Origin of the sequence: Hydrogenibacillus sp. N12 (assembly GCF_019645935.1) — a bacterium.
Classification (GTDB): Bacteria; Bacillota; Bacilli; order Thermicanales; family DSM-22653; genus Hydrogenibacillus; species Hydrogenibacillus schlegelii.
The window spans coordinates 1,194,611-1,219,555 of record NZ_CP080953.1; the positions used below are offsets into that span (position 1 = coordinate 1,194,611).

Below are 24,945 nucleotides of genomic sequence, written 5' to 3' on the forward strand. Positions count from 1 at the left end.
ATTTTGCCGGCCTGTGGAACGACCGGGCCGGCGGAAGATCCCGGTCGGGCGGCCGCCCGGGGTTCGGCGGCGGGCGTTTGAAACCGGGATCGTCCGCCGAACGTCGGGCGGGTTCGCCGATCACGTTCGATCCTTCGCCAGGAGACGGCGCGCCGTCGAACGGGCGGCGGACGGCCGGTGCCGCCCGTCGACCGTCCGGTGCGGTCTCCGTCGGGCGCCGGTTCCCCGCCGGCCCGAGGCGTCGGGCCGGCCGCAGCAGGGAAACGACCCCTCTCTCTGGAGAGGGGATTTTTTTATGCCGCTCATGGCAAAAAGGCCGGAAGGAGGACGCCGATGCGGGAGATCGTCGACGCGCGGGAGATGCGCCGGATGATCGTCCGGCTGGCGCACCAGATCGTCGAGAAGAACAAAGGGACGGAGGGGCTCATCCTCATCGGCATCAAGACCCGGGGCGTCCCGCTCGCCGGGCGGCTTCAGGAGGCGATCCGGTCGATCGAGGGGGTGGAGGTTCCGGTCGGGGCGCTCGACATCACCTTGTACCGGGATGACCTGACGCCGATCGATCCGAGCGGGGACCCGGTGGTGAAAGGGAAGCAGCTGCCGGAAGACCTCACCGGCCGGCGGGTCGTCCTCGTCGACGACGTCCTCTACACCGGGCGAACCGCCCGGGCGGCGATGGAGGCGGTGATCGACCACGGCCGGCCGGCGGTCATCCAGCTCGCGGTGCTCATCGACCGGGGGCACCGGGAGCTTCCGATCCGGGCCGATTATGTCGGAAAAAACGTGCCGACATCCCGCCGGGAGCGGATCGCCGTCGAACTCGCCGAGACCGACGGCCGGGACCGGGTGCTCCTCCTGGGCGAGGCCCGGTAATGGGCCGCCGCGCCTATGCCGGCTCCGGCGGTCCGCATTCCCGAAATTCACGAAGGAGGCCGTCCGATGACGACCCGTGAACTGAGCTCGAACGCGCAAGCGCCGCTCGTGGCCCGGCCGATCTACGACATCGAAGAGACGCCGCCGATCCTCACGCTCCTTCCCCTTTCCCTCCAGCACGCGCTGGCGATGTTCGGCGCGACCGTCCTCGTGCCGCTTCTGACCGGCCTGGACGTCCAGGCGGCCCTCCTTTCGAGCGGCGTCGGGACGCTCCTCTTCCTCGCCGTCACCCGGGGCAGGCTGCCGAACTATCTCGGCTCGTCGTTTGCCTTCATCGGTCCGATCGTCACCGTCGCCCACGCCCGGGGGATCGGGACGGCGCTCCTCGGGGCGCTCCTTTCCGGGGTCGTGTACATGCTCATCGCCTTCGTCGTCGCCCGCGCCGGCGTCGGCTGGCTCGACCGGCTGCTTCCGCCGGTCGTCATCGGTTCGATCGTCGCCGTCATCGGTCTCGCCCTCTCCGGCGTCGCCGTCGGCTGGGCGCTCACGGACCCGGTGAGCGGCGAATACGGCCTCGGGGCGGTCGAGGTGGCGTTTGTCACGCTGGCCATCGTCGTCGCCGTGAGCGTCTTTTTCCGGGGCTTCCTTTCGGTGATCCCGGTGCTCACGGGCATTCTCCTCGGGACGGCGTACGCTTACGTCCGGCATCCGGAGTGGTTTACGACCGCCATCGGCGGGCTTCCGCCGGCGGTGGAACGGATCGCTTCCGCCCGGTGGTGGACGCCGCCGGGCGTGTTCTACGCCGAGCACATGCACACCGGGGAGGTCCTTCGAGCGATGGCGACGCCGGAAAACTGGCTGTACGCCCTCGTCATCGCCCCGGTCGCCTTTGTCACGCTGGCGGAGCACGTCGGGCACCTGCTCGTCACCGGGAACGTCGTCGGGCGCAATCTCATGCCCCAGCTCCCCCGGTCGCTCTTCGGCGATGGCCTCGCCGTCTCGGTCGCCGCCTTGATCGGCGGGCCGCCGAGCACGACGTACGGGGAAAACATCGGCGTTCTGGCGATCACCCGCGTCTTCAGCCGGGCGGTGCTCGCCGGCGCGGCGCTTTTTGCCATCGCCTTCGCCTTCGTGGAAAAGATCGGCGCCTTCCTCATGAGCGTCCCGAAGCCGGTCCTGGGAGGCGTGACGATCGTCCTCTTCGGCATCATCGCCGCCCAGGGGCTCCGCATGTTCGTCGAATACGGCATCGACGTGGCGGAGAAGCGGAACATGATCCTCATCGCCGTCATCCTCGTGGCCGGGATCGGCGGCTTTAAGCTCGAGTTTCACGACGTGTCGCTCGCGCACCTCCTCATCAACCTGACCGTCGACAACATCGCCATGGCGACCTTCCTCGGCATCGCCCTGCATGCGATCCTGCCGGGGAAGGCGAGCGCCTACGGCACCCGCGGCCGGAACGCCGCGTAAGCGAACGAGGACGTGCGCCCCTCGCGAGGGAGGGGCGGCGACGCCGAACGGCCTAAGGAGGATCGACGATGGGATGGCATCTCCTGGATGAAACCGATCGAAGCGTCGCCTGGGCGGAGGCGATCTTTCGCCGCGCCCGGGCGTACCAGCGGGCGTTCGCGGAAAAAAGAAACGCGGCCGCCGGCCGGAGGGCTTTGGCCGTCACGGCGGCGCCCTGGACCGGAGACGCGATGTCGGCGGCCGCCGGCCGGACGGTGGCGCTCGCCTTCTTCGAGCCGAGCACCCGGACGCGTCTTTCGTTTGAGCTGGCGGCCCGGCGCCTCGGCGCCGACGTCCTCGACCTCGACGTCCGGCGGTCGAGCGTGGTCAAAGGGGAAGAGGAGCGGGAGACGCTTCTCACCCTGGAAGCCCTCGGCGCCGAGGTGATCGTCGTTCGGACGGCACGGGACGATCTCCGTCCGGACGCCGGCCGGCTCACCCGGGCGACGGTCGTCGCCGGCGGGAGCGGAAAGCACGCCCATCCGACGCAGGCGCTCCTCGACGCGTACACCCTCCTCGAGGCGTTTGGCCGGTTGGACGGCTTAGGTCCCCTGCGCCTGAGCGGGCTTACCGTCGCCCTCCTCGGCGACGTCCGGCATAGCCGGGTGGCGGCGTCCCTCCTGCGCCTTCTCCCCCGCCTCGGCGCTCGGGTCGTCGTCGCCGGTCCGCCGACCCTCGTTCGGAGGGACGACGGCCTCGTGCCGGAGGCGGCCGTCGTCCCGTCGGTGGAAGCGGCCGTCGAAATGGCCGACGCCGTCGTCCTGCTTCGCCTGCAAAAAGAGCGGCTTTCTCCGCAGGACGTGGCGGCCCTCGGCGGAGATGTGGACGATTTTCTGGCGACGTACCTCGATCGGTACGGGCTGGACGCCCGAAAGGCGAGGCGCCTCCGGCCGGGGGCCGTCGTGCTGCATCCGGGGCCCATCTGGCCCGACGTGGAAATTGCCCGGGCGCTTTTGGACGATCCTCGGGTGCTCGTCCGGCGGCAGGTGGAAAACGGGGTGTTCGTCCGGATGGCGGTCCTGGCGGACGCCCTAGGGCTTTCCGGAGACGAAAAAACCGGCGCCGCGGCGACCCCGGGCGCTTTAGCGGCGTCCGGCGAAGCGCCCGACGACGCGAAAGCGGCCGGCACGGCGCCCGGCGGGATCATGGCGGCCGGCGAAGCGCCCGGCGATCCCGAAGCGGCCGGCGGGGCGGACGCTCGGGCCGAGAGGGAGGGGGAGGCCGGTGCGGCGGTGGATCGCGAACGGGCGCCTCTTTACCCCTGACGGCAAGGAGGCGGTCGGCCACGTCGCCGTCGAAGGGGGCTGGATCGCCGACGTCCGCTTTGGCCCGCCGCCTCCGCCGGCGGAGGTGGCCTTGGACGCCGAAGGGCTGTGGCTCTTTCCCGCCTTCGTCGACGTCCACGTCCACTTCCGGGAGCCGGGCCAGACCCATAAAGAGACGATCGAGACGGGAAGCCGGGCCGCCGCCCGGGGCGGGTTCGCCACCGTCGTCATGATGCCGAACACCGATCCGCCCCTCGACCGGCCGGAACGGTTCCGGACGGCGCTTCGGCAGGCGGCCCGGACGGCCCGGGTGCGGGTCTACGGGACGGCGGCGATCACCCTCGACCAGCGGGGGGAGACCCTCGTGGACATGGCCGCCCTCGCCCGCCTCGGCGCCGTCGGCTTTACCGACGACGGCCGGGGGATCGCCCGCAGCGACGTCATGCGGGCGGCGTTTCGGCTCGCCCGGGCGGTCGACCGGCCGATCCTCATGCACAGCGAGGACGCCGCCCTTTCCGCCGGCGGAGTGTTCCGGCCGGAGGCGCCTCCCATCCGCCGGGGCGTGCGGCCGTGGCCGAAGGAGGCGGAGGCGGCGCCGCTTTTTCGGGATGTCCTCCTTGCCGCCGAGGCGAAGGCCCGCTATCACGTCCAGCACGTTTCGACGGCCCTTTCCCTCGAGGCGATCGCCCTCGGCCGGCGCCTCGGCGCCGACGTGAGCGCCGAGGTGACGCCGCACCACCTCATCCTCACGGCGGAAGACATCCCGGACGTCGATCCCGACACACCGGAAGGGCGCCGGCGCCTCGGCCCGTACAAGATGAACCCGCCGCTCGCGCCGGCGGCGGACGTGGACGCCCTCCGGCGGGCCCTCGCCGACGGGACGATCGACCTCGTCGCGACGGACCACGCCCCCCACGCCGAGGACGAAAAGGCCCGGCCGATCGATCGGAGCCCCTTTGGCATCGTCGGCCTGGAGACGGCCTTTCCGCTCCTTTTCACGGCCCTCGTCCGGACCGGCCACCTTACGCTCCGGCGGCTCGTCGAGGCCATGTCCGTCCGGCCGGCGGTGCGCTTTCGCCTCCCCGGCGGCCGGATCGCGCCGGGTGCCCCGGCGGACTTCGTCCTCGTCGATCTCGAGACGCCCCGTCCGGTCGATCCGGCGACGTTTTTCTCGAAAGGAAAAAATACGCCCTTTGCCGGCCGGGTGCTCTACGGCTGGCCGGTGGCGACCTTCGTCGCCGGCCGGGTGATTTACGCCGATCCGGACCGCGTGCCGCCGTCCGCGCTCCGGCGCTTCGGCGGGCGCTGAGCGCCGGAAAAGCGGCGCCGGGTCGGAGCCCGGTTCCGGTCCGGTCCGGGATCGGACCGGCGCCGGAGACGCTTTTTCGGTCGGACCGATCTTGCCCCGGCTTCGCCCGCCGTTACCCCAGAAAGGAGTCCGTGCGATGCCCCTTCGACGTGACCTTCGCCGCGTGCTCATCCTCGGTTCCGGGCCGGTCGTCATCGGTCAGGGGGCCGAGTTCGACTACGCCGGCTCCGAGGCGTGCCGCGCCCTCCGGTCGGCCGGCCTCGAGGTCGTGCTCATCAACAACAATCCGGCGACGATCATGACCGACGCCGAGACGGCGGACCGCATCTACTTCGAGCCCCTTACGCCCGAGGCGGTGGAGGCGGTGATCGAGCGGGAGCGGCCCGACGGCCTCCTCGCCGGTCTCGGCGGCCAAACGGGCCTGAACCTCGCCCGAGGGCTGGCGGAGCGGGACGCCTTCCGCCGTTTCAGCGTCGCGCTGCTCGGCACGCCCCTTTCGGCGATCGAAGACGGCGAAGACCGCGAGCGCTTCCGCCGGAAAATGATCGCCCTCGGCGAGCCGGTGCCGCCGTCCGAGGCGGTCGCGTCGGTCGAGGCGGCCCTCGCGTTCGCCGACGCCCACGGCTATCCGGTCTTCGTCCGGCCGGCGTACACCCTGGGCGGCACCGGTGGCGGCAGCGCCGGCGACCCGGAGGCGCTCCGGGAGGTCGTCGGCCGGGCGCTTCAGGCGAGCCCGATTCACCAGGCGCTCGTCGAAACGAGTCTCCTCGGCCTGCGGGAGATCGAGTTTGAGGTCGTCCGGGATGCCGACGATCGGGCGGTCGTCGTCGCGGCGATGGAAAACGTCGACCCGGTCGGCGTCCACACCGGCGACTCGATCGTTGTGGCGCCGCCTCAGAGCCTCTCCCCGGCGGTCGTCCGGCGGCTCGCCGGGGCGGCGGTCCGGATCGTCCGGGCGGTCGGCGTCATCGGCGGCGCCAACGTCCAGTTCGCCTACGACCCGGGGCAGGACCGCTATTTTGTGATCGAGCTCAATCCGCGGGTGAGCCGCTCGAGCGCCCTCGCCTCGAAGGCGACGGGCTATCCGATTGCGTATGTGTCGGCGCTCCTCGCCGCCGGCTTCACGCTTTCGGAGATCGAACTGCCGACGACCGGCCGGCGGGCCGACGAGCCGCCGGCGCTTCGGGACGTCGTCGTCAAATGGCCGCGCTTTCCGTTCGATGCCTTTCCGGGGATGAGCCGTCGCCTCGGGACGGAGATGCGGGCGACCGGCGAGACGATGGCGATCGGCGGGACGCTGGCGGAGGCGCTCCTCAAAGGCCTCCGGGCCCTCGAGCTCGGGCTGGATCACCTGATCGATCCGGAGGTGGCGCGCCTTTCGGACGCCGAGCTTCGGGCCGAGCTCGGAGCGTCGGACGACCGGCGGCTCTTTCGCCTCGCGGAAGCCCTCCGCCGCGGGATGCCGGAGGAAGAAGCGGCGCAGGCGTCCGACCTTCCGCTCGCCTTCGTCCGACCGATCGCCGAAATCGTCGCGGCGGAGCGGTGCCTCCGGGAGGAGGGGCTCAAGGCCGCGGCGGTTCAGGCGGCGAAGACCCTCGGCTTTTCCGACCGGACGATTGCCGCTTTGACCGGACAGACGCCGGATGCCGTCCGGCGCCTACGGGAGGCGAACGCGATCCGTCCCCGCTGGACCGATGGCGGCCGGTCGGCGCCGGGGCGGATGCCGCCCCTCTGGTACGGGACGTATGCCGGGGCGCCGGAGGAGGATGCTCCGTCCGGCGGCGACGAAGGCGGTGCGGCGGCTTCGGCGGGGCGGCCCGACGGCCGTCCGACGGTCGTCGTCCTCGGCGCCGGGCCGATCCGGATCGGGCAGGGCATCGAATTCGACTACGCCACCGTTCACGCCATCCTCGAAGCGAAGGCCCGGGGCTATCGGGTGGCGATCGTGAACACCAATCCCGAAACGGTGTCGACCGACTACACGGTCGCGGATGCCGTTTACGTCGAGCCGGCCTCTCAGGAGGAAGTGCTCGCCGTCCTCGAACGGGAGCGGCCGGTCGGCGTTCTCGTTCAGTTCGGCGGGCAGACGGCCCTCCGGCTCGCCCATGCCGTCGATCGGGCAGGCTGGCCGATCCTCGGGACGCCCCTTCCCGCGATCGATGCGGCGGAAGATCGGGCGAAGTTCGACGCCGTTCTCGAGCGGCTCGGCCTCCGGCGGCCGCCGGGCATCGCCGCCCGGACGGCAGAAGAAGCGCTCGAGGGCGCCCGCCGGCTCGGGTTCCCCCTCGTCGTCCGGCCGAGCTACGTTCTGGGCGGGCGGGAGATGGCCATCGTCCGGGACGAGGCGGCGCTTCAGGCGTACCTCGACCGCTTTTTCCGGGAGCGCCGGGAGGTGCCGATGCTCCTCGACCGGTACGTCGAAGGGGTGGAGCTCGAAGTCGATGCCCTCGCCGACGGCCGGGAGGTGCTCATCCCGGGGGTCCTGAAGCACGTGGAGCGGACCGGCGTCCACTCCGGGGATTCGATCGCCGTCTTTCCGGCGCCGGGCGTGCCGGAGGCGATCCAACAGGCCGTCGCCGAGGCGACGGCGAAGATCGCCCTGGATCTCGGCGTCCGGGGGCTCCTCAACGTCCAGTTCGCCGTCCAGGGAAGCGACGTCTTCGTCCTCGAGGCGAACCCCCGGGCGTCCCGGACGCTACCCTTCCTGAGCAAGGCGACGGGCCTTCCGCTCCTCCGCTGGGCGACGGCGATCATGCTCGGGGAGACGCTTGCCTCCCTCGGGGCGCCGACGGGGCTCCTTCCGCCGCCGGAGGCGGTGTTCGTCAAGGCGCCGGTCTTTTCCTTTGCCAAACTGGTCCGGGTCGACGTGACCCTCGGGCCGGTGATGAAGTCGACCGGCGAAGTGATGGCTCGGGAACGCGACCCGGCCCGGGCGCTTCTCAAGGCGCTCCGCATGGCCGGCGCCCTTCCGCTTCCCTTGCGGGCGGTCCTCTTTTCGATCGCCGATGCGGACAAACCGGCGGCCATCCCGATCGCCCGGGCGTTTTCCGCCCTCGGGGCCCGTCTCTATGCGACGCCGGGGACGGCGGCAACCTTCGCCCGCCACGGCCTAGCGGCAGAGTCCGTGGCGAAAATCGGCGGCCCGCCGCCGACGGTGCTCGATCTCATCCGGGAGCGAACCGTTCAGGTCGTCGTCAACACCTACAGCCCCGGGTCGGAGGAAGAGACGGACGGCTTCCGCATCCGCCGGGCGGCGGTGGAGCGGGGGCTCTCCTGCCTCACCGCGCTCGATACGGCGGCCGCCCTCGCCGGGGCGCTGCAGGCGACTTTAAGCGGCGGCGTCGGGGAGGGGCGGCGATGAGGACCGGCGCGACCCGGATCGTCGGCCGCCGGGCTATCGGCCGGTCGATCGTCGAGCTCGCCCTGGCCGTTCCGCCGGCCTTTCCGGAACCCCGACCCGGCCAGTTCGTTCACGTGCGGGTGCCGGGAGACGACCTCATCCTCCGGCGTCCTTTGAGCGTCGCCGACTGGGACGAGAAGGAGCGGGTCCTTAGGCTCATCTTCCGCGTCGTCGGCGAGGGGACGGCGCGCCTCGCCGCGCTTCCGGTCGGGACGGCGGTCGACGCCTTTTTGCCGCCGTCGACCGGCTTTCCGCTTTCGGCCGTCCGGTCGGGGGAGACGGCGCTTCTCGTCGGCGGCGGCCTCGGCGTGGCGCCGCTCATCTTCCTCGCCCGGGCGCTTCATTCCCGGGGCGTCCGGGTGAAGGCGCGGATCGGCTTTGCTTGCGCCGAGAACGTCTTCGGCCTCCGGCGCCTTCGGGCCGTCGCCGACGTCGAGCTGTATACGGACGACGGAAGCGCCGGAGCCAAAGGCCGCGTCACCGACGGCCTCGGGCCGGAGGCGGCGTTTCATGCCGCCTTCGCCTGCGGGCCCGAGCCGATGCTCCGGGCGCTCCAGCGGATGTTCCGCGGCGACGGCCGGCCGATCTACGCTGCCCTCGAGGCGCGGATGGCCTGCGGCGCCGGCGTCTGCCGGGCGTGCGTCGTTCCGGTCGCCGAAGGGAGCGCGCTTCGCCACCGGCGGGTCTGTCGGGACGGCCCGGTCTTTGCTCTGGCGTCGCTTCACGTCGCCGGCGTTCCGGAAGGCGGCTCGCCGGATGGAGAAAGGGGGTGGGCGGATGGCGGCGATTCCGTTTGATCCCTTCCGGCCTCCCGAGCGTTTTCCGGAGCTCGAGCACGTCGCCTTCGGCCTTCGTTTCGCCAACGTCCTCATGCCGGCTTCCGGGACGTTCGGCTACGGGGAGGAGTTCGCCGAGCTCTACGACCTCCGCTGGCTCGGCGCTCTCGTCACGAAGGCGACGACCGGCGGGCCCCGGCTCGGCAACGGCACGCCGCGGGTCGCCGAGACCCCGTCGGGGATGCTGAACGCCATCGGCCTGGAAAATCCCGGCGTCGAAGCCGTCGTTCGGGAGGTGCTCCCGGCCGCCCGCCGCCACGGTGTCCCGATCATCGTCAACGTCGCCGGGAGCACCGAAGAGGAGTACGTCGCCGTCGTCCGGGCCCTCGCTGCCTCGCCCGACGTCGCCGCGATCGAACTGAACGTGAGCTGTCCGAACGTCAAGGCCGGCGGGATGGAGTTCGGCACCGACGCCCGGACGCTTTTTCGTCTGACGGAAAAGGTAAAGGCGGAAAGCCGGGTCCCGGTCATCGTGAAGCTCTCGCCGAACGTCACCGACATCGTCGCCTTGGCCCGGGCGGCGGAGGCCGGCGGTGCCGACGGATTAAGCCTCATCAACACCGTCGTCGGCCTGTCGATCGACGTCGGCCGGCGTCGGCCCCTCCTCTGGAACACGACCGGCGGCCTTTCGGGCCCGGCGATCCGACCGATTGCCCTCCGGATGGTGTACGTCGTCTACCCGCACGTCTCGATCCCGATCATCGGCGTCGGCGGGATCGAGACGGCCGACGACGTCCTCGCCTTTATCCTCGCCGGCGCCGAGCTCGTCCAGGTCGGAACGGCAAACTTCCGCGACCCGTACGTTCTCCCGCGCCTCGCGGCGGCGCTTCCCGAACGCCTTCGGGCGCTCGGCGTCCGGCACATTCACGACCTCCTCGGCGCCGCCCATCCGCCGGCGGTTCGGGACGAGAAGGCCGAAAGGAGGGCGGTTCGATGACCGCCGGGAAGGAAGCGGCGCATCCGGCCGCGGAGCGCATCGTCGTCGCCCTGGACGTGGCGCCGGACGCCTTGACGGCGCTTCTTCGGGCGCTCGAAGGCGAAGCCCGCTGGTACAAGGTCGGCATGAGCCTCTTTTATGCCGCCCACCGCGAAGCCATCGCCGCCGTCCGGGCGGCGGGCGGCAACGTCTTTTTGGACTTAAAGCTCCACGACATCCCGTCGACCGTCGCCCGGACCGTCGCCGCCCTGGCCGACCTCGGCGCCGCGTGGCTGACGGTCCACGCCCTCGGCGGGCCGAAGATGCTCGCGGCGGCCCAGAAGGCGGCAGAGGGCGGGCCGAAGCTTCTCGCGGTGACGGTGCTCACCCATCACGATCCGTCCGAGCTTCGCCGCCTCGGCCTGGACGCGGAACCCGGACGGGCGGCGCTTCGGCTCGCGGGGCTTGCCGCCGAGGCGGGGCTGTTTGGTGTCGTTGCCGCGCCCGAGGAAGCGGCGGCGATCAAGGCGGCGTATCCGTCGCTCTTCGTCGTGACCCCGGGCATCCGATGGCCCGGCGCGCCGGCGGCCGGCGACGATCAGGCCCGCATCCTCGATCCGGCAGCGGCGATCCGGGCCGGAAGCGATGCCCTCGTCGTCGGCCGGCCGATCTACGGAAGTGCCGATCCCCGGGCGGCGTTTTTGGCCGTCCGGGACGCCGTCGCCGGGGCGCTTCGGCCGCCTGCGACCGACCGACCCGGCCCGAACGGTCCCGTCGGTTCGACCGATGCCGGACTCGACGCTTTTTTGTCCTACGGGCCGGGTCAAACGAACGAGCCGGGTCAAGGAGGGAAGGCCGATGATCGATCCGTCCGCCCGGCCGACCGCCGAGGAGCAGGCGGCGGTCCGGAAGGCGCTCTTTGAGGTCGGAGCCGTTCGCATTTCGTTCGATCCGATGTTTACCTGGGCTTCCGGGCGGAAAGCCCCCCTTTACGTCGACGGGCGGCTCCTCTATGCCCATCCCGGTCCGCGACGGGCGGCGATCGCGGCGCTTTCGTCCGTCGCCCGACGACTCCGCCCGGTCCCGGAGGCGATCGCCGGCGTCGCCACCGGCGGGATTCCGCCCGGGGTGCTTCTCGCCGACCGGCTCGAGCTTCCCTTTCTCTACGTGCGGCCGGCGCCGAAGGATCACGGCCGCGGCCGGCAGGTGGAAGGCGAGCTTTCACCGGGCACCCGGGTGCTCATCGTCGAGGACATCGTCTCGACGGGCATGAGCGCCCTCGCGGCCGCCGGGGCGCTTCGGGCCGCCGGACTTCAGCCGACCGGCGTGCTCGCCCTCTACAGCCACCGCCTGCCGGAGGCGGCGGCGCTGGCGGACGCCGGACTTCCCTTAAGCGCCGTCCTCGACTTCCCGACCCTCGTCGAAGGGCTTCCGGAGGCCGGCCACCCGCCGTCCGCCGTCCGCGCCCTCAAAGCGTGGCATGCGGCGCTTTTTTCCTAAACGCCAGGACGACCGCCCGGCCGTCGACGGTGCGGTGCATCGACGCGGCGTCGACGGCCGGCGGAAGGGAGACGGAGACGGCCAGCGCCCGCGTGCGCCGTGCCTGAAAGGGGGCGACCGGATCGTTCCGTTCGACGATCTCGGTGTTTTGCATCTGCAGGGTGACGGAGTGCCCGGCGACGCGGGCGATCAGCGCTTCCGGGGGGACGCCCGGGGGAAGGGCCACGCGGATGATGAAGCGTTCGCTGTCTTCCTCGGTCCGGACGGCCGGCATCGCCCGCTCGAACGCCCGGGCCAGGGCCTGCCACCACGAAGACCAGGGGATGAGATCCCACACGCTCGGTCCCTCCTTCCCCGCCGCTTCGGCGGGGATTCCGGCGCCGACCTTACGGTCCGGCGCCATCGTCGCCCCGATCCGCCGGGTTGGCGGAGCGGGGATTTTTCTTTCTTCCCGCAGCATACGCGCCGGGCGGGGAAAGCGGGACGGCGTCGGCCCTTTCTTTCCTCGTAATTTTCTGCTATGATCGGAAAGGGGTGAGAGGTTTGCAGGACGTGTTCGGGGGGCTCGGGGACCCGCTCGTATGGTTCGTCCTCGCCTTCGGCCTTTTTATCGTCGAGGCGCTCACCGTGACGTTCGTCCTCGTCTGGGTCGGCCTCGGGGCGCTCGCGGCGGGAATCGTCACCCTTTTCCGACCGGGGACGGCCATCGCCCTCGCCGTCTTTGTTCTCGTCTCGACCGCCCTCTGGTGGGGGACGCGGCCGTTTTCGGAGCGGATGCGGCGTCGGAGCCGGTCGCTTGCGAGCGGCGTCTATGCCCTCGTCGGGAGGCGGGGATGGACCTTGAGCGCCCTCGACGCCACCGTCCGGGGTGAGGTGAAGATCGACGGGGAGATCTGGTCGGCCCGAAGCGAAAGCGGCCCGATCGCCGCCGGCCGGCCGGTCCGCGTCGTCGCCGTCGAGGGAGTGACGCTCATCGTCGAACCGGATCGGGCGGCCGGGCCGCCGGAGGACGGGGCGGAAGCGCCGGGGGGACCGTCGGCGCCGGGGAGCGATGCAAATCCGTCTGTGCCGAACGGCGGTCCGAATCCGTCGGCGCCGGGCGGCCCGCTCGGAGGTGCCGGTGTAGAGCGCCGGTTCGGAGACGACGGCGGACGGCGGTCCGAGGGCGGAAAAATGACCAAACGAAAGGGGCGGTGCGATGTTCACCACGCTGTTTAACGTCGTTCTCTTTCTGATCGCCGTTTACCTCGTCGTCCTCCTCATCCGGTCGGTCCGCATCGTCCGCCAGGCGGAGGTCTGCATCGTGGAGCGGCTCGGGAAGTTTCACCGGGTGCTGGACAGCGGCATTCATCTCATCATCCCGATCATCGACCGCGTGGCGGCGGTGAAGGACCTTCGGGAGCACGTTGTCGAGTTTCCGCCCCAGAGCATGATCACCCGGGACAACGTGAGCATCCAGATCGATAGCGTCGTCTATTATCAGATCACCGATCCGATCCGCAACCAGTACGAAATCGCCAATCCGATCGCCGCCATTGAAAACCTCACGGCGACGACGCTTCGGAACCTCATCGGCGAACTTGACCTCGATCAGACGCTCACGTCCCGGGACACGGTGAACGCCAAGCTTCGGGCGGTGCTTGACGAGGCGACGGACAAGTGGGGCATCAAGATCAACCGCGTTGAGATCAAAAACATCGTCCCGCCGAAAGAGATCCAGGACGCGATGGAGCGGCAGATGCGGGCCGAGCGCATCCGGCGGGAAGCGGTGCTTATGGCCCAGGGCGAAAAAGAATCCAATATTCTGAAAGCGGAAGGCCTCAAGCAGGCGAAGATCCTCGAGGCGGAGGCCGAGCGGGAGGCGGCGATCCGCCGGGCGGAAGGGGAGAAGCAGTCGCAGATCCTCCGAGCTGAAGGGGAAGCGCAGGCGATCCTGACCCTCGCCGAAGCCCAGGCCCGGGGCCAGCGGATGATCTTCGAGGCGATCAAGCAGGCGGCGCCGACGAAGGAAGTCGTCCAGATCCGCTCCCTTGAGGCGCTGGAGAAGGTCGCCGAAGGGCAGGCGACGAAGCTCATCGTCCCGAGCGACGTCGCTTCTCTCCTCGGCGTCGTCGCCGGAGCGAAGGAAGTGCTCGACCGCTGATCCCCCGACGGCCCGGCTAGGGCTCCCAGTCGATCGACCGGACGCCGGCGATGCCCTTCAAGGCGGCGACGACGTCGAGGGGCGTGCGCCGGGGCGGAAGGACCACGGCGAGTTCGACGGCGACGTCCCCAGGCCGCCCGTCGGGGCCTTCTTCGCCGGGGCGGAGGTTCACCTGAACGATGTCAACCTGGAGCGCCCCGAGGGCGGCGGTGATGGCGCCGAGGCGCCCTGGCCGGTCTTCGACGACGATGGCGAGAGTGTGCGCCTTTTTGCCGAAAAACCGGTCCTCGACCCGCGGCAGAAAGAGCGTGCTGGCGAGGACGATCGCCGTCGCCGCCGCCGCCGGCAGGTAAAATCCGCTCCCGGCGGCGATCCCGATCGCCGCGACGACCCAGAGGGTGGCGGCGGTCGTGAGCCCCTGAACCGTCCAATCCGAACGGCGGAGGATCGCCCCGGCGCCGAGAAAACCGATGCCGCTCACGATCTGCGCCGGGATGCGCGTCGGGTCGTACGGCGTATCCGGGCTCATGTAGGGGCGAAAGCCGTAGATCGACGTCACGGTGATGAGGGCCGAGCCGACGGCGACGAACAGGTGGGTTTTGAGCCCCGCCTGTTTGTGTCGCTGTCCCCGTTCCCAGCCGATGAGTCCGCCGAGGACGGCGGCGACGAGGAGTCGCTCGATGAACAACCACGCCTCCATGCACCGGCCTCCTTCCGATCGCGCCCATCATACCACACCGCCCCCGCCCGGCCCAAGGCCCGGCGTCCATCCGCCGCCGCTCAGACGGGCATACCTTGAGGAGAGAGGACGTCGCAATGTAGGACGATGCGAGCGTCGGAAGGACACGCGCGCCACCGTCGCACCGGTGTCGGAAGGGGATGGGGTCACCGTTTTGTTCGGGCCGGAAGCGCGCGCGTCGGCGCTCAGCTCGCGTCGGAAAGGAGGCGGCGACGTGGAACGATCCCGGGCCGATCGCTGGCTCGCCGGGCTGGGAGCGATTTTTCTTTTCCTCGGCTCGAGCACCGGCCTCATGGTCGCCGTCCTCTCTTTCCGACGGGTGCTGGCCCGAAAACGGAGGGCGGCCGGGAGGACGCCCGTGAGCCGGCGGCGGTCGGATCGGGGACCGGTGGATCGGGGGAGGGGAAGAGACGATGGAGCGGCCAAAAGCGGGCGGCGTTCGGCCGGCGGGAGGGAAGCGGACGCGGCGGGTCAAACGGGAGCGCGGACGCGATCCGATGGAGGCGGGGGCCGTCGAGGACGTCACGGCGGGCGTCGATGACGAGGTGTTGATCGCCTTCCTCGCCCTGCTGGCATCGCTCTTTTACTTTGTCTCCGGCGCCATCGCCCTCTTTCGCAACCTTCCCCTCTGGACGGGCGAGAAAAGCGCCGAGTGATGGGACCGACGGGATGCGCCGAAAGAGGAGACCGACGCCGGGGAGGAAAGCGTAAGGGCGCGGAAGCGACAGGCCGTGGAAGCGTAAGCGCGCCGAAAACGCCGACCGGCCGCCCCGATCGGGGCGGCCGGTTTTCGATCTCGGGGAGACCGAACTCGGGGAGAGCAAGGATCCGGAGCGCTGCTCAGAACTGTTCTTCTTCCGTCGAGCCGACGAGGGCGAGCGTCGACGAAAGGCCGCCGGAGATGACGAGGGAGACCTGGTCGAAGTAGCCGGCGCCGACTTCCCGCTGGTGTCGCGTCGCGGTGTAGCCGTACGCCTCGCTGGCAAACTCCCGTTCCTGAAGTTCGGCGTAGGCGGCCATCCCCCGATCCCGGTAGTCCCGGGCGAGTTCGAACATGCTGTGGTTGAGCGCGTGGAACCCGGCCAGAGTGACGAACTGGAACTTGTAGCCCATCTCGGCGAGCTGTTCCTGGAACGTGGCGATCGTCCGGTCGTCGAGCTTCTTTTTCCAGTTGAACGACGGCGAGCAGTTGTAGGCGAGGAGCTTGCCGGGATATTTGGCGTGGATCGCCTCGGCAAACGCCCGCGCTTCTTCGAGGTTCGGCTCGCTCGTCTCGAACCAGAGGAGGTCGGCGTACGGGGCGTAGGCGAGGGCCCGTTCGATCGCCTGTTCGAGTCCGGCCTTGACGACGAAGTAGCCTTCCGGCGTCCGCTCGCCGGTGAGGAACTTCCGATCCCGGGGATCGACGTCCGACTGAAGGAGCGTGGCGCCCAGGGCGTCGGTCCGGGCGATGATGACCGTCGGGACGCCGAGGACGTCGGCGGCGAGGCGGGCGGCGGTGAGGTTCCGGATCGCGAGCGACGTCGGGAGGAGCACCTTCCCGCCCATGTGGCCGCATTTTTTCTCCGCCGACAGCTGGTCCTCGAGGTGGATCGCCGCGGCGCCGGCTTCGATCATCGCCTTCGTCAACTCAAAGACGTTCAGCGGTCCGCCGAAGCCGGCCTCGGCGTCGGCGACGATCGGCACGAACCAGTCGATGTCGGTCTTCCCTTCGAGGGCGTGGATTTCGTCCGCCCGTTTGAGCGCCCGGTTGATCCGCCGGACGAGGGCCGGGACGCTGTTGGCCGGATACAGGCTCTGGTCGGGGTACGTCTCGCCGGCGAGGTTGGCGTCGGCGGCGACCTGCCAGCCGCTCACGTAGATCGCCTTGAGGCCGGCTTTGACCATCTGAACCGCCTGGCCGCCGGTGAGGGCCCCGAGGGCACGGATGAAGCCGTTCGGGTCGTTTAAGTCCCGCCAGAAGCGTTCGGCGCCGCGCCGGGCGAGGGTGTACTCGATGGCCAGCGTCCCCTGCAGGTTGACGACGTCGTCCGCCGAGTAATCCCGGCGGATGCCCTGCCAGCGGGGATTTTGTTCCCAGTCGCGGCGGAGGGCGGCGGCGCGCTCCGGTTTCGTCGGCATGGTCCTCTCCCTTTCTGCGGATTCTGTTATACAATAAACCAACCGCTACACCACTATTATACGACAGTCGCCGCCGATGTCAATCCATTTTGAAACGGCGTTTTATAAAAATGGCAGCGCAAAAATTGGAATTGCCCTGGCCGGGCGTTTGTGCTAAAATGGCGCCAATCCTCAAGGTGGAGATGATGACGGTCGTGAGCCAAGTCGTCTACCGCTTCCGCGGTTTCGGGGATCGCCCCGGCCTGGGCGAAGCGTTCGAGCAGCGGTTTACGACGATCAAGCTCGCGATGCGGAAGGCTTATCTCGACTGGCTCTACAAGCGGTTTAAGCCGGAGAAGATCCGCACCGCCGAGGCGGAATTTGACCTTTCGGCGATGCAGGCGTACTGGAAAAAAGAGGGCTGGGAGACCCCGTGACCCGGAGGGGCGGAAGCGGCGTGCCGTTCGCCCGCTCCCAATTCAAAAGGACCTTTTCATCCGACATCCGACGGCCGAGAGGCGGCCGTTTTGTTTTGCGGCCGCCGCTCGGTTGACGGTCGCTTCGTCTTCCTCCGCCGCTTTGCCGGCGGCGGTTCGGATGGGACGTTTGGACGGGGCCCCGCCGGTCGATACTGGATGAAACCGGAAAATCCGGCGATCGGGGGGCGAAACGGTGCTGATGAAAAGGGCGGAAGGGTGGCTCAGGCCGAGCCTTCGGGAGCTCATCGTCGGCTGGAACGCCGCCGTCGGCGGACTCCGGCCGGCCTACCGCATCCGCCGCTGGGAAGGGCTCGGGACGCCGGAAGGGGACGTCCTTCTGTTCCCGGATGAAGCGCCGCCGGGGGCATTGTTGTGGGGGCGCCTGGGGGGGCCGGAGCGGTTTGACGGCGGGCTCTGGGCGGCCGTCCTCGTCTGGCCGAAGCCGGACGGGCTCGAAGCCGTCGTCGCGGCGGCGGCTTTCCTTCGGGCGCTGGCGCCCCGGGCGTCCCGTCCGGCCGTCCCGGCCCTCCTTCGGGCGCTCGGCTATCCCCGGCCGGATCGGCCCCGGGCGGTGGCGCTCCCCGGCGTGACGCTCCGGGCGGCGCCGGTCGGAGGCGCGGCGTTGGCGCTGAGCGCCGCCTATCGGGCTTGGGAAAAGCTGCATTTTGTGATATAAACGGAAGGGGGAAGGGAGAGGAGAGCCGATGGCAGGGGAGATCCTCTGGCCGGTCGCCCTCGGGATCAAACTCGTCTACGCCGGGGCGATCATGGGCGGCGGCGTGACCGCCGCCGGCGCATTCTGGTCCCTGGTGGCGGCTCTGGCGCTCGGCCTGTTGCCGGGTGTTTTCCGCCCGGAACGGCAGCCGTGGGTCCGCTTTGGCATGAACGTCGCCGTCTCGGCGCTGCTGTTCGCCGACCTTCTGTACTTTCGCTATTTCGGCCGTCCGATGTCGATCTACGCCCTGCTTCAGGTGAACAATTTGGGCGGCCTCGGCGGGAGCCTCGAGTCCCTCTGGTCGTGGCGGGAGTGGGTCGTCTGGGCCGACGTCCCGGCGGCGTACGTCTTCGCCCGGCGGTCGTGCCGCCGGCCGAAGCCGTCGATTCCGGCCTTGCGGGCCGTTTTCTTCGGCCTCGTCGCGGCGGCGGCGGTGGGGGGATCTGGGCCCTTACGGCCGTCCACACGGCGCCCGCCGAAGCGCCGGCGGCCTCCTCCGGCGGGGAGCCCCGGCCGGCGGTCGGCCGGGGAGCCGTTCAGCGGTACGGACCCCTCGGCCACCACGTCGTCGACGCGTTGGCGATCCTCCGGGACGGCGAAGCGGCGGTGAATCCGCAAGCGCTCGAGGAGATTGCGGCCTGGTTCCGGGGGCACGATCCGGAGCTCCGGGACTCGTTTGAAAACCCGTGGCACGGCTGGGCGCAGGGGATGAACCTCGTCCTCATTCAGGTAGAGTCACTGCAAAACTTTGTGCTTGACCTTGACATCGATGGGATTCCGGTAACGCCGAACCTGCGGCGCCTGCGGGAGCACGCGCTTTATTTTCCGTATTTTTATCCGCAGACGATCGAAGGGAACAGCTCCGATGCGGAACTTCTGTCGCAGACGTCCCTCTATCCGGCGGCCCGGGGAGCGGCCTTTTACCGGTTTGCCGGTACGGCATACCCATCGCTGGCGAAGAAGCTCCGGGCGCAGGGGTACGCGGTGCTGGCGGTCCACGGGGACCGGGCGTCCTATTGGAACCGGGCGAAGATGTATCCGGGGCTCGGGCTCGAGCCGTTTGTGTCGCTGGAGCATCTGGAAGCGGACGAGATCATCGGCATGGGGCTTTCGGACCGGTCGCTCTTTCGCCAGACAGCGGAGCGGCTCTCCCGGACGCCTGAGCCGTTTTATGCGTTTGTGATCACCCTCTCGAGCCACCTGCCCTTTGAGCTTCCGGAAGAAGAGCGGACGCTTCCGCTTCCGCCGGAGCTCGACGGGACGATCGTCGGCCGCTACCTCGAAAGCATCCACTACGTCGACCGGGCGCTCGGGGAGTTCATCGCGGCGCTCAATCAGGCGGGGCTCGCCGAGCGAACGCTGATCGCCCTCTACGGCGACCACGACGGACTGCTCTGGCACAAAGATCGGGACGCGCTCGAGGCGGCGTTCGGCGGGCCGATCGACTTTGAGGCGTGGGTGCGGACGTATCAGCCGGTGCCTTTTCTGATCTATCATCCGCGGCTTGCCGGGGAGACGATGGCGACGATCGGCGGAGAGGTGGACATCGCGCCGACGCTCTCGAACCTGCTCGGCCTTCCGTCCTCGGCGTGGGCCGGTCAGGCGATGGGCCGGAGCCTGCTCGTCCGGACGCCGTCCTATGCCGTCCTTCCCGGCGGCGACTACGCCGAGCCGGCGTTCATCGATCCCAACGGAATTCGGCCGGCGCTTCCGGCCTGGGCCGAAGAGGCGCTTCGGGTGGCGGATCTCATCCATCTGACCCGGTACGTCGAGCGGATGATCGAGGAAGGGGCCGGAGCCGGAGGCGATCGGGGCGAAGGGAGGGAGCCGTGAGGATGCGCATGGGGGCCTTGGCCGTCCTGCTCGCGGCGTCCATGTACGGGACGCTGGCGCCGGCGGTCAAGCGGGCGTATGATGCGGGGCTTTCGTTTGCCGAAGTGACGTTCGGTCAGCTGTTCTGGGCGGCGGTGCTGCTTACGGTCGTTCGCGTCGGCCGACGGCTTTTTTTCGACCGTCGACCCTCGTTCGACCGCCGGCCCTTCGTCGCTCGCCGGGGCATTCGGGAAGAGGCGAAGAAGGCGACGCCTTTTAGGCCGGAAGAGGAGCCGGCGGACGGAGGAGGGAGGGGCCGGGCGATCGCCGGCCTCGCCGCCCTTGGCGTCGCCGGCCTCGCCGGCGTGAGCCTCGCCTACTACGGCGCCCTCCGGACGCTTCCGGCGCAGGTGGCGCTCGTGCTTTTGTTTCAGTTCGTCTGGATGGGGATTGTCCTGGAACGCCTCCTCTTCGGCGTTCGCATCACGGCAGGGCGGGCGCTCGCCGTCGGCCTCATCTTCGTCGGCGATGCGCTCGCCCTCCGGGTGTGGTCGATCGACTGGTCGGCGCTCGATCTTCAGGGGATGGCGCTCGGCCTTTTGGCCGCCGGGAGCTACACGACGTTTCTCCTCGGCACCGCCCGCATCCGGGTGCCGTATGACGTCGTCGACCGCTCGCTGGTGATGGTCGTCACCGGCGCGCTGGTTGTCAGCGCCTTTTTCCGCCTCACGGAGCCGTCGGCGCCGCTTCTGGCTCCACCGTCGGCGTTCGGGCTCGTCCTCTGGCTCGCCCTCTTCGGCCAGGTCCTGCCGCCGCTTCTGTTCAACTGGGGGGCACCACGGATCGGCGGGGCGGCGACGACGCTCCTTTCCTCAGCGGAGCTTCCGGTCGGGATGATCACCGCGGCCATCGTTCTCGGCGAGCCGCTCGGAGGGGTGGAGCTCGCCGGGGTGGCGCTGATCGTCGCCGGCGTGGCCCTCGTCGCATACGGTGGCACGGCCGGCGAGGGGGAGCCGGCAGAGAGGGCCCTTGGGTAGGGCCCGGCATGGATGGGCGCCGCCGACTTCGGGAAGGCTAATCATGGCATTGCCTCAAAAACGCGGTCTGACGAAAGCGAGGGACGGCCGTGCTTCACCTTTCCGGGGAAGGGATCGAGGGAAAGGAGATAACCTTCGGCGAGGCGCTTAAGCGTCTCCGACCGCTCAGATTCGAGCTCGGCGGCGGCTGGGAGTACGACGGCGGGTACCTCGATCGGCTGCTCGCCCGGGTGGGAGAATCGGACTATTACATCCGCCTGCCGATCGCGGTCGTCGCCGGAGCACTCGACGCCCCGGAGGCCCGGGTACGTTTCGGGACGCCGTTTTTGCTCCGGCATGTGCTCCAACACGGCGTCGGGCCGATGCCGGCCCACCCGTTTTTCGACGCCCAGGGCTTGAGCGCGATGTGGAACCAGTTCCAGCCGCCGAAAGACCCCGACGCCCCGATCGACGAGGATCGGTGGCGGGAGGCGGCGGAGGCGGTCGTGCAAAAGGTCCGGGAGGCCCTCGCCGGAGCGCCGGTCGCCGGTTGACGGCGGCCGCCGGCGGATGGGGCGATCTTCGTCCATTTCCGATCGCATGAGCGCAAATTTTTCAGTTGACAACTTGGGCGAGCGGTGTTAAGATGTATGTCGTCTGACAGCTGTTCTGCGGGTGTGGCGGAATTGGCAGACGCGCTAGATTCAGGATCTAGTGGGCAACCCCCGTGGAGGTTCGACTCCTCTCACCCGCACCACCACGGACATAAAATCCCCTAAAGCCGAGCTAGGCGAGGCTTTAGGGGATTTGTTTTTGCTCCCGCTTGGCGTTTCCTTCTTCAGGATGCCGGTGACGAAGCGCCGCTTGCGCCCGAATCGTTCGACGGCCAGAGCGATTCGGGATGGCGCTTCCCCCGATCACGAGCGTAAGGAGGCCGCTCGGTGCCCAATGATCCCCGGATCGAGCCCGAGCAACGCTTCGCACCGGACGAACCGCCGGACGCCGGCGGGAAGCGCGACGAATGTCCGGATCATCGTTCCCCATCCGCCGGGAGGACGTCTGTCTCTCGCACAAACGCATCGACGTCGGCGACCGCCGCCTCCACCGCCCGCTCCCAGAACTTCGGCCGCGTCAGATCGGCGCCGAGGTGCGCCCGGGCCAGCCGCTCGACCGGAAGGCGGCCGGTGTCCCGGAGCAACGCCCGGTAGCGGCGGTGAAACGACGGCCCTTCCGCGAGGATGGCCGCCCCTTCGTAAAGGGGATCGTCGCCTTCCGGGCCGGAAGCGGCGCCTCGACGTCGAACCAGGCGAGGCGCGAAAGCCCGAGCCGCTTTGCCTTCGCCTCGAGGTACCGGACGAGGGGCGTTCGCTTCCGGACGACGGCATCCCAAAAATAAGTCTCCCGGGTCTTCTATTCCTTTTTGAGTCCAAGGCGAGGATACCGAAATTCAAACAAATGTTCGAGCGCCGCTTTCGTCCCGCCCCCTGAAGGAGTCAAGCCTTCCCGCGGCGTACTATAATGAATGACAGCACCGGCGTTCTCGGAGGGGGGAGACGATGTCGGATCGGGTGCGGGCCCACATCTGGATCCGCGGGCTCGTTCAGGGCGTGGGCTTTCGTTTTTCGATGCAGCGGGAAGCGGAGCGCCTCGGCGTAAACGGTTGGGTGCGGAACCATCCTGACGGCCGTGTCGAAGCGGTCGCCGAAGGACCGCGGGATGCCGTCGAGGCGCTCGTCGCCTGGGGGCGTTCGGGGCCGCCGGCCGCCCGCGTCGAGGCGGTCGACGTCACCTACGGCGCGCCGGAAGGGGAAAAGCCCGGCTTTCGCATCATCGGCTAGGAGGTGCAAAGACGCTGACGGCGATCCGCATCCGGGCCCGGCTGTTTGGATCGCCGTCCGACCGGTCGGGTGAAGGTCGGCCGGGATGACGCTGGCCCATTTGACAGGCGGAAGCGGCTTCGGTACGCTAGAGTCAACCTGGGATAAGGAGGGGTACGCTTGGAAAACCAGGTTCCGGCTTACGAGACGAATGAGCTGGGGAAAATTCGCATCGCTCCGGAAGTCGTCGGCATCATCGCCGGCCTCGCGGCGCAGGAGGTGGAAGGGGTCGCCGGGATGTCGAGCGGCTTCGTGGAGGAGCTCGTCGATCGCTTCGGTCGCAAGCGGAACCCGTCCCGCGGGGTTCAGGTCGAAGTGGGAGAACGGGAGGCGGCGGTGGACGTTTCCGTCGTCGTCGAATACGGGCGGGCCATTCGGCAGGTCGCCGAGGACATCCAGCGGAATGTCAAGCGGGCGATCGAAATGATGACCGGGCTCACCGTCGTGGAGGTGAACGTCCACGTCGTCGACATCAGCTTCCCGAAAGAAGAGCGGCCCCAGGAGGCCGAAGTCGTTCCGGAAAAGGCGCCGCGGGTGCGGTAGAGCGATCTTCCGTCCCAAACGAAAAAGGGCGGCAGGCGCCGCCCTTTTTGTTATGTATGGTGACCCCACGGGGACTCGAACCCCGGTTTCCGCGCTGAGAACGCGGCGTCCTAGGCCGCTAGACGATGGGGCCGTGGCTGCGGGACTAGGATTCGAACCTAGACTACCTGATCCAGAGTCAGGCGTGCTACCATTGCACCATCCCGCAATGCCTTCGCTTGTGCCTCAGAGGATCGTCTCCATCGTGCCGCAAGCGAATCCAATCTTATCACGTATTCTGGCGCAACGTCAAGGGGTTTATTGATGCAAATTATGTCATATCCGGTCCAAAATGAGGCGGCCCCAAAGGCGGCCAAAAGCGCGGGCCCTACGCCCACGCTTTCAGCCAGTCGATCGCCGCTTCCAGGCGGCGGATCGTTTCGGCTTTGCCGAGGAGGACCATGATGTGAAAAAGCCCCGGTCCGACGGTTCGGCCGCTTAGAGCGAGGCGCGTCGGATGGATCAGGGCGCCTCCGGAGATGCCGAGCTCCGCGATGAGGGCCCGGTAGGCCGCCTCGGTCGTCTCGAGGGTCCACGGCTCGACCGCGGCCAGACGCTCGGCGGCGAGGCGGAGCCGCTCGGCGACCTCCGCCGGGTTTTTGAAGTGCTTGGCGACGCCTTTTTCGTCGTAGGCTTCGACGGGGCGGTAGAAGTAGCTCACGGCGTCAACGAGCTCGACCAGCGTCGCGACCCGCTCCCGGACGGCCTCGATCCGTTCGAGGGCCGTCTTTTTGGCCGCATCGTCCGGCGCCTCCGGCAAATACCCGGCGGCTTTGAAAAACGGCTCGGCATACGCGTAGACCCGCTCGAGCGGAAGCGTCCGGAGGTAGAGGGCGTTCATCCAGCGGAGCTTGCCAACGTCGTAGACGGCCGGATGCTTGGCGATGCGGGCGAGATCAAACGTCGGGGCGAGTTCCTCGAGGCGGAAGAGTTCGCCCCCGTCTTCCGGCGTGTAGCCGAGGAGCAGGCTGTAGTTGACGATCGCTTCCGGCAAAAAGCCGAGGGCCCGGAATTCTTCGACGCTCGTCGCTCCGTGGCGCTTCGAGAGCTTCGTCCGATCCGGAGCGAGGATCATCGGCACATGGGCAAACGTCGGCACCGGCGCCCCGAGGGCCTGGAACAGGACGACGTGACGGGGCGTGTTGGAGAGATGCTCTTCCGCCCGAATGATGTGGGTGATGCGCATCTCGGCGTCGTCGACGCAGCTCGCGAAGTGATACGTCGGCATGCCATCGCTTTTGACGATGACGAAGTCGTCGAGCTGATCCGGCGGGAAGACGACGTCGCCCCGGATGACGTCGTGGACGACGACAGGGCGGTCGAGATCGACTTTCAGGCGAAAGACGGGCTTTCGCCCTTTCGCTTCCCGGGCGACCCGCTCTTCCGGGGTGAGGTTCCGGCAGGTGCCGGGATAGCGGGGGGTCTTCCCTTCGGCGAGCTGCCGTTTCCGGCTTTCTTCCAGCTCCTCGGCGGTGCAGTAGCACGGGTAGGCTTTGCCTTCGGCGACGAGGCGCTCCAGGGCGGCCCGGTAGAGGGGGAGGCGTTCGGACTGGCGGTACGGCCCGTAAGGGCCCCCTTCTTCCACCCCTTCGTCAAACGTGACGCCGAGCCAGCGGAAGCCGTCGAGGATGCTCCGGAGGTGTTCTTCTTTGGAGCGCTCCCGGTCGGTATCGTCGATCCTGAGGACGATTTTGCCGCCGTGACGGCGGGCAAACAGCCAGTTGAAAAGCGCCGTCCTGAGCCCGCCGATGTGCAGTCCCCCGGTCGGACTGGGCGCAAAACGGACGCGGACCGCCTCGTCGGCCGCGTCGGACGGAACGGGACGGGATTCGGCATCGGATAAGCGGTGCAACGGACCGGCTCCTTTCTCGATC

General features: G+C 69.0%; 25 protein-coding genes and 3 tRNA genes. 21 read left to right on the plus strand and 7 right to left on the minus strand.

Annotation, left to right across the window (positions count from 1 at the left end; translation table 11 throughout):
* Positions 1-333: 333 nt before the first annotated feature.
* The 9 genes from pyrR (at position 334) to K2M58_RS05605 (ending at position 11,608) form a co-directional block, all read left to right on the plus strand.
* Positions 334-873 (plus strand): bifunctional pyr operon transcriptional regulator/uracil phosphoribosyltransferase PyrR, encoded by a 540-nt coding sequence (gene pyrR, locus K2M58_RS05565; protein ID WP_066202279.1) that lies wholly within the window; start codon positions 334-336, stop codon positions 871-873.
* 66 nt (positions 874-939) lie between these two features.
* Positions 940-2,343: a uracil-xanthine permease family protein gene (locus K2M58_RS05570; protein ID WP_220678619.1), complete on the plus strand. Its 1,404-nt coding sequence runs from the start codon at positions 940-942 to the stop codon at positions 2,341-2,343.
* Positions 2,344-2,411: 68 nt separating this feature from the next.
* Complete coding sequence (locus K2M58_RS05575; protein WP_220678620.1) at positions 2,412-3,647, plus strand: aspartate carbamoyltransferase catalytic subunit; 1,236 nt, start codon at positions 2,412-2,414, stop codon at positions 3,645-3,647.
* Complete coding sequence (locus K2M58_RS05580) at positions 3,607-4,956, plus strand: dihydroorotase (protein WP_220678621.1); 1,350 nt, start codon at positions 3,607-3,609, stop codon at positions 4,954-4,956. The genes K2M58_RS05575 and K2M58_RS05580 overlap by 41 nt, the downstream gene beginning before the upstream one ends.
* Positions 4,957-5,092: 136 nt before the next feature.
* Complete coding sequence (gene carB / locus K2M58_RS05585; protein ID WP_220678622.1) at positions 5,093-8,317, plus strand: carbamoyl-phosphate synthase large subunit; 3,225 nt, start codon at positions 5,093-5,095, stop codon at positions 8,315-8,317.
* The gene (locus K2M58_RS05590) at positions 8,314-9,153 is read left to right on the plus strand and encodes a dihydroorotate dehydrogenase electron transfer subunit (RefSeq protein WP_220678623.1); all 840 of its coding nucleotides are present in this window, start codon (positions 8,314-8,316) and stop codon (positions 9,151-9,153) included. The genes carB and K2M58_RS05590 overlap by 4 nt, the downstream gene beginning before the upstream one ends.
* Positions 9,134-10,129 carry a dihydroorotate dehydrogenase gene (locus K2M58_RS05595; protein WP_220678624.1) on the plus strand — a complete coding sequence of 332 codons (996 nt, stop codon included), beginning with the start codon at positions 9,134-9,136 and terminating at the stop codon, positions 10,127-10,129. Before K2M58_RS05590 ends, K2M58_RS05595 begins: the two co-directional genes overlap by 20 nt.
* Positions 10,126-11,031, plus strand: a complete 906-nt coding sequence (gene pyrF / locus K2M58_RS05600; protein ID WP_220678625.1) for an orotidine-5'-phosphate decarboxylase — start codon at positions 10,126-10,128, stop codon at positions 11,029-11,031. The genes K2M58_RS05595 and pyrF overlap by 4 nt, the downstream gene beginning before the upstream one ends.
* Entirely contained in the window at positions 10,967-11,608 is a 642-nt protein-coding gene (locus tag K2M58_RS05605; RefSeq protein WP_220678626.1) for an orotate phosphoribosyltransferase, read from the plus strand. Before pyrF ends, K2M58_RS05605 begins: the two co-directional genes overlap by 65 nt.
* Here K2M58_RS05605 and K2M58_RS05610 read toward each other — a convergent pair.
* A complete protein-coding gene (locus K2M58_RS05610) occupies positions 11,577-11,945 on the minus strand; it encodes an Hsp20/alpha crystallin family protein (protein WP_220678627.1) in 369 nt (122 codons plus the stop codon). The two genes, K2M58_RS05605 and K2M58_RS05610, sit on opposite strands and share 32 nt — an antisense overlap.
* Positions 11,946-12,160: 215 nt before the next feature.
* On the opposite strand from K2M58_RS05610, the gene K2M58_RS05615 reads away from it, so the two are divergent.
* The gene (locus K2M58_RS05615; RefSeq protein ID WP_252393600.1) at positions 12,161-12,826 is read left to right on the plus strand and encodes an NfeD family protein; all 666 of its coding nucleotides are present in this window, start codon (positions 12,161-12,163) and stop codon (positions 12,824-12,826) included.
* Positions 12,807-13,751, plus strand: a complete 945-nt coding sequence (locus tag K2M58_RS05620; RefSeq protein ID WP_220678629.1) for an SPFH domain-containing protein — start codon at positions 12,807-12,809, stop codon at positions 13,749-13,751. Before K2M58_RS05615 ends, K2M58_RS05620 begins: the two co-directional genes overlap by 20 nt.
* Positions 13,752-13,767: 16 nt before the next feature.
* Here K2M58_RS05620 and K2M58_RS05625 read toward each other — a convergent pair whose 3' ends face one another.
* Entirely contained in the window at positions 13,768-14,451 is a 684-nt protein-coding gene (locus tag K2M58_RS05625; RefSeq protein ID WP_220678630.1) for an MgtC/SapB family protein, read from the minus strand.
* 452 nt (positions 14,452-14,903) lie between these two features.
* Here K2M58_RS05625 and K2M58_RS05630 point away from each other — a divergent pair, with 452 nt between their 5' ends.
* Positions 14,904-15,146 carry a hypothetical protein gene (locus tag K2M58_RS05630; RefSeq protein ID WP_220678631.1) on the plus strand — a complete coding sequence of 81 codons (243 nt, stop codon included), beginning with the start codon at positions 14,904-14,906 and terminating at the stop codon, positions 15,144-15,146.
* 184 nt (positions 15,147-15,330) lie between these two features.
* Here the strand turns inward: K2M58_RS05630 and aceA are convergent, their stop codons facing one another.
* Positions 15,331-16,611, minus strand: coding sequence for an isocitrate lyase (gene aceA / locus K2M58_RS05635; protein ID WP_220678632.1), 1,281 nt, complete (start codon positions 16,609-16,611; stop codon positions 15,331-15,333).
* Positions 16,612-16,796: 185 nt separating this feature from the next.
* Here aceA and K2M58_RS05640 point away from each other — a divergent pair, with 185 nt between their 5' ends.
* The 7 genes from K2M58_RS05640 to K2M58_RS05670 all read left to right on the plus strand — a co-directional run bounded on the left by K2M58_RS05640 (position 16,797) and on the right by K2M58_RS05670 (position 21,369).
* Entirely contained in the window at positions 16,797-17,027 is a 231-nt protein-coding gene (locus tag K2M58_RS05640) for a hypothetical protein (RefSeq protein WP_220678633.1), read from the plus strand.
* Between the two features lie 235 nt (positions 17,028-17,262).
* Complete coding sequence (locus K2M58_RS05645; protein WP_220678634.1) at positions 17,263-17,745, plus strand: hypothetical protein; 483 nt, start codon at positions 17,263-17,265, stop codon at positions 17,743-17,745.
* Positions 17,746-17,773: 28 nt separating this feature from the next.
* Positions 17,774-18,394, plus strand: a complete 621-nt coding sequence (locus tag K2M58_RS05650; protein WP_220678635.1) for an LTA synthase family protein — start codon at positions 17,774-17,776, stop codon at positions 18,392-18,394.
* Positions 18,391-19,617 (plus strand): LTA synthase family protein, encoded by a 1,227-nt coding sequence (locus K2M58_RS05655; RefSeq protein WP_220678636.1) that lies wholly within the window; start codon positions 18,391-18,393, stop codon positions 19,615-19,617. Before K2M58_RS05650 ends, K2M58_RS05655 begins: the two co-directional genes overlap by 4 nt.
* 2 nt (positions 19,618-19,619) lie before the next feature.
* Complete coding sequence (locus tag K2M58_RS05660; protein ID WP_220678637.1) at positions 19,620-20,633, plus strand: EamA family transporter; 1,014 nt, start codon at positions 19,620-19,622, stop codon at positions 20,631-20,633.
* A gap of 89 nt (positions 20,634-20,722) precedes the next feature.
* Entirely contained in the window at positions 20,723-21,166 is a 444-nt protein-coding gene (locus tag K2M58_RS05665) for a YugN family protein (RefSeq protein WP_220678638.1), read from the plus strand.
* A 117-nt stretch (positions 21,167-21,283) separates the two neighbouring features.
* A tRNA-Leu gene (locus tag K2M58_RS05670) sits at positions 21,284-21,369 on the plus strand.
* A gap of 273 nt (positions 21,370-21,642) precedes the next feature.
* Here the strand turns inward: K2M58_RS05670 and K2M58_RS05675 are convergent.
* Positions 21,643-21,810: a hypothetical protein gene (locus tag K2M58_RS05675; RefSeq protein WP_220678639.1), complete on the minus strand. Its 168-nt coding sequence runs from the start codon at positions 21,808-21,810 to the stop codon at positions 21,643-21,645.
* A 358-nt stretch (positions 21,811-22,168) separates the two neighbouring features.
* Between K2M58_RS05675 and K2M58_RS05680 the strand changes: the two genes are divergently transcribed.
* Entirely contained in the window at positions 22,169-22,450 is a 282-nt protein-coding gene (locus K2M58_RS05680) for an acylphosphatase (protein ID WP_220678640.1), read from the plus strand.
* 159 nt (positions 22,451-22,609) lie between these two features.
* Complete coding sequence (locus tag K2M58_RS05685; RefSeq protein ID WP_066202080.1) at positions 22,610-23,032, plus strand: Asp23/Gls24 family envelope stress response protein; 423 nt, start codon at positions 22,610-22,612, stop codon at positions 23,030-23,032.
* 57 nt (positions 23,033-23,089) lie between these two features.
* Here K2M58_RS05685 and K2M58_RS05690 read toward each other — a convergent pair.
* From K2M58_RS05690 to gltX, 3 genes are all read right to left on the minus strand, one after another.
* A tRNA-Glu gene (locus tag K2M58_RS05690) sits at positions 23,090-23,165 on the minus strand.
* Position 23,166: 1 nt separating this feature from the next.
* Positions 23,167-23,240 (minus strand) — tRNA-Gln (locus tag K2M58_RS05695).
* A gap of 159 nt (positions 23,241-23,399) precedes the next feature.
* Positions 23,400-24,923, minus strand: coding sequence for a glutamate--tRNA ligase (gltX, locus tag K2M58_RS05700; RefSeq protein WP_220678641.1), 1,524 nt, complete (start codon positions 24,921-24,923; stop codon positions 23,400-23,402).
* Positions 24,924-24,945 lie beyond the last annotated feature (22 nt).